We start from the raw sequence: 2,802 nt of genomic DNA on the forward strand, positions 1-2,802 counted from the left end.
CCGGTCGAACTCATCGGCGGGGTGCGATTCCCGGCCATCGGAGAGCTGCCGTACTTGCTCACCCTCGCGGGCCACGGCTTCTACTGGTTCCGGCTCCGCAAGGACGCCGTCTGATCCAAGGACAGACTCCAGAACCCGGTCGGCGGGGCGGTTTCCTCCGTCCCGCCCTGGGCACGCATCAGTAACACCCCGACTCGCCCGGTCTCCGGGCCCCTGGGGAAAGGACGCGACGTCATGTCGGAAGCCGCAATCCACTCTGTCACGGCCCCCGTCGCACGCCCCGAGTTACTCGCGTCGCTCGATCCGCTCCTACGGGAATGGCTGCCACGGCAGCGCTGGTTCGCGGGCAAGGGGCGTCCGGTGACCGGATTCTCCCTGGTGACGGCCAATGAACTGCTGCCCTCGACGGCTCAGCTCGGCCTGCTCCACCTGCTGGTCCGGGCGCACCAGCCGCTCACCCCCGCCCAGGGAGCCGGCACCCAGCCCGGCGACTGCTACCAACTGCTCATCGGCGTACGCGAGGCACTCCCGCCGCACCTGGCGCCCGCGCTGATCGGACACGTGGAGGAGGGGCCGCTGGCGGGGCGCACGGTCTACGAGGCACTGCACGACCCGCGTCCCGCCGACGTACTCCTGGAAGCCCTGCGCACCCAGGCCCGCGTCGGCGAGCTGCGCTTCGAACGCGACCGACGCCAGGAGATGCGGGGCGATCTGGTGCCGCGCCTGATCACCGCGGAACAGTCCAACTCGTCCCTGGTCTTCGGAGATACGTTCATCCTGAAGTTGTTGCGCCGCGTGGTTCCGGGGGTGAACCCCGATCTGGAGCTGCCGCTGATGCTGTCCCGGGAGGGCTGCCCGCGGGTGCCGGCACCGACGGCGTGGATGGTCGCCGACCTGGACGAGGAGACGTACGTCCTGGGAGTGCTGCAACCCTATGTCCAGGGCGCGGTGGACGGTTGGGAGCTGGCGCTGAGCGAACTGGCCAAACAGAGCGAACCGGCCGAGGACGGCTGTCGCGCCGGCGAGGGCTTCACCGGGGAGGCGCGGGCGCTGGGCCGGGCCACCGCCGAGGTGCACACAGCCCTCGCCCGGGCCCTGCCCACGGTCACGCTGGGGCACGTGCAGAGGGAACTGCTCGTCGGCGGCATGACCGAGCGGCTGGCCGCGGCAGCGCAGGCGGTGCCCGCGCTGCGACCGTACGCAGCCGGTCTGCGCACCGCCTTCGAGGCGCTGGCCGACCTGGCCACCGAGGGGCAGACCTGGACCGCCCAGCGCATACACGGGGATCTGCACCTCGGCCAGTGCCTGCGCGCGCCCTCCGGGGAGTGGTCGCTCATAGACTTCGAGGGCGAGCCCTCGAAACCGCTCGCCGAGCGCCGCATGCCCCAGCCGCCCCTGCGGGACATAGCGGGGATGCTCCGCTCCTTCGACTACGCGGCCCACTCCGTCCCCGGGGCCCCAGGCTCCGCACGAGCGGGAGCCGTCCAGGCGGTGCCCGACTGGGCCGACCTCTGCCGGGCCGCGTACTGCGCCGGCTACGCGGAGGTCGCCGGCCGCGACCCGCGCGCCGATCCCGTACTCCTGCGCGCTTATGAGACCGACAAGGCGATCTACGAAGTCCTGTACGAGGCCCGGCACCGGCCCGACTGGCTGCCGGTACCGATGGCGGCGATACGCCGACTCGCCGCATCCCCCTGACCTTCCCCACCTCACCCCGCCGAGGAGGCCCTGCCCGTGACGCCCCGTCCCCCGTCCGACGACAGTCCGAAGAAGAACGGTGCCAAGAAGCCGGCTGCCGCCAAGAAGACGGCGGTGAAGAAAGCGACGGCCGAGAAGGCGACGGTCAAGAAGGCTGCCGTCAAGAAGGCCGCTGCTCAGAAGCCTGCCGGGAGCAAGGCCGCGAAGGATGCGAAGGTCTCGGGGGTCTCCAAGGTCGCGAAGAAGGGGGCCGGGGCCAGGGTTCCCGAACCGCGTGCTGCCGAACCGAAGGGCGCCGAGCCCGTGGCCGGAGTGTGCGAGCCCGCCGTCGTCGACAGCGCTCCCGTCTTCGCCGGAGTCGCACCCGGTGACCGCGAGCGGCTGCTCTCCGGCACGCACCACGATCCGCACGGGGTGCTCGGCGCCCATCCGGTGCCCGGCGGCGTGGCCTTCCTGGCCTTCCGTCCGTACGCGCTCGGGGTGACCGTCGTGACGGACGACCTGCGGGCCGAGCTGCACGACGACGGGGACGGATTCTTCTCGGCGCTGGTGCCGCTGCGCGCGGTCCCGGAGGCGTACCGGCTGCTCGTCGCGTACGAGGGGACGGTTCAGGACACCGAGGACGCGTACCGCTTCCTGCCCGCGCTCGGGGAGTTCGATCTCCATCTGCTCGGCGAGGGACGCCACGAGGAGCTGTGGCGCGCCCTGGGTGCGGAGCCGATGGTGCACCAGGGGGTGACCGGCACCCGCTTCACGGTCTGGGCGCCGAACGCGCGCGGGGTGCGCCTCGCCGGCACCTTCAACTTCTGGGACGGCACCGGGTTCCCGATGCGGTCGCTCGGCTCCTCCGGGGTGTGGGAGCTGTTCGTGCCGGCGATCGGCGAGGGCGAGCTCTACAAGTTCGAGATCACCCGCCCGGACGGGTCCCGCACCCTGCGGGCCGACCCGATGGCCCGGCGCACCGAGGTCCCGCCGCGCACATCGTCGATCGTGCACGTCTCGCACCATGTGTGGACGGACGAGGAGTGGATGGCGGGGCGGGGTGCCCGTCCGGTGCACGAGGCACCGCTGTCCGTCTACGAGGTCCACCTCCCCTCGTGGCGC

General features: G+C 71.9%; 3 protein-coding genes. All 3 read left to right on the top strand.

Annotated features, from left to right (window positions below; translation table 11 throughout):
* Nucleotides 1–114: alpha-glucosidase C-terminal domain-containing protein (locus ACZ7M2_RS52355; protein ID WP_143138439.1), on the top strand; the 114-nt coding region annotated here is incomplete at its 5' end.
* A 120-nt stretch (nt 115–234) separates the two neighbouring features.
* Nucleotides 235–1,698, top strand: coding sequence for a maltokinase N-terminal cap-like domain-containing protein (locus tag ACZ7M2_RS52360; RefSeq protein WP_471601357.1), 1,464 nt, complete (start codon nt 235–237; stop codon nt 1,696–1,698).
* Nucleotides 1,699–1,734: 36 nt separating this feature from the next.
* Nucleotides 1,735–2,802, top strand: a 1,068-nt coding sequence (locus ACZ7M2_RS52365) for a GlgB N-terminal domain-containing protein (RefSeq protein WP_471601358.1), incomplete at its 3' end; no start/stop codon positions are given.

This window comes from Streptomyces sp. NPDC111507 (assembly GCF_055638955.1).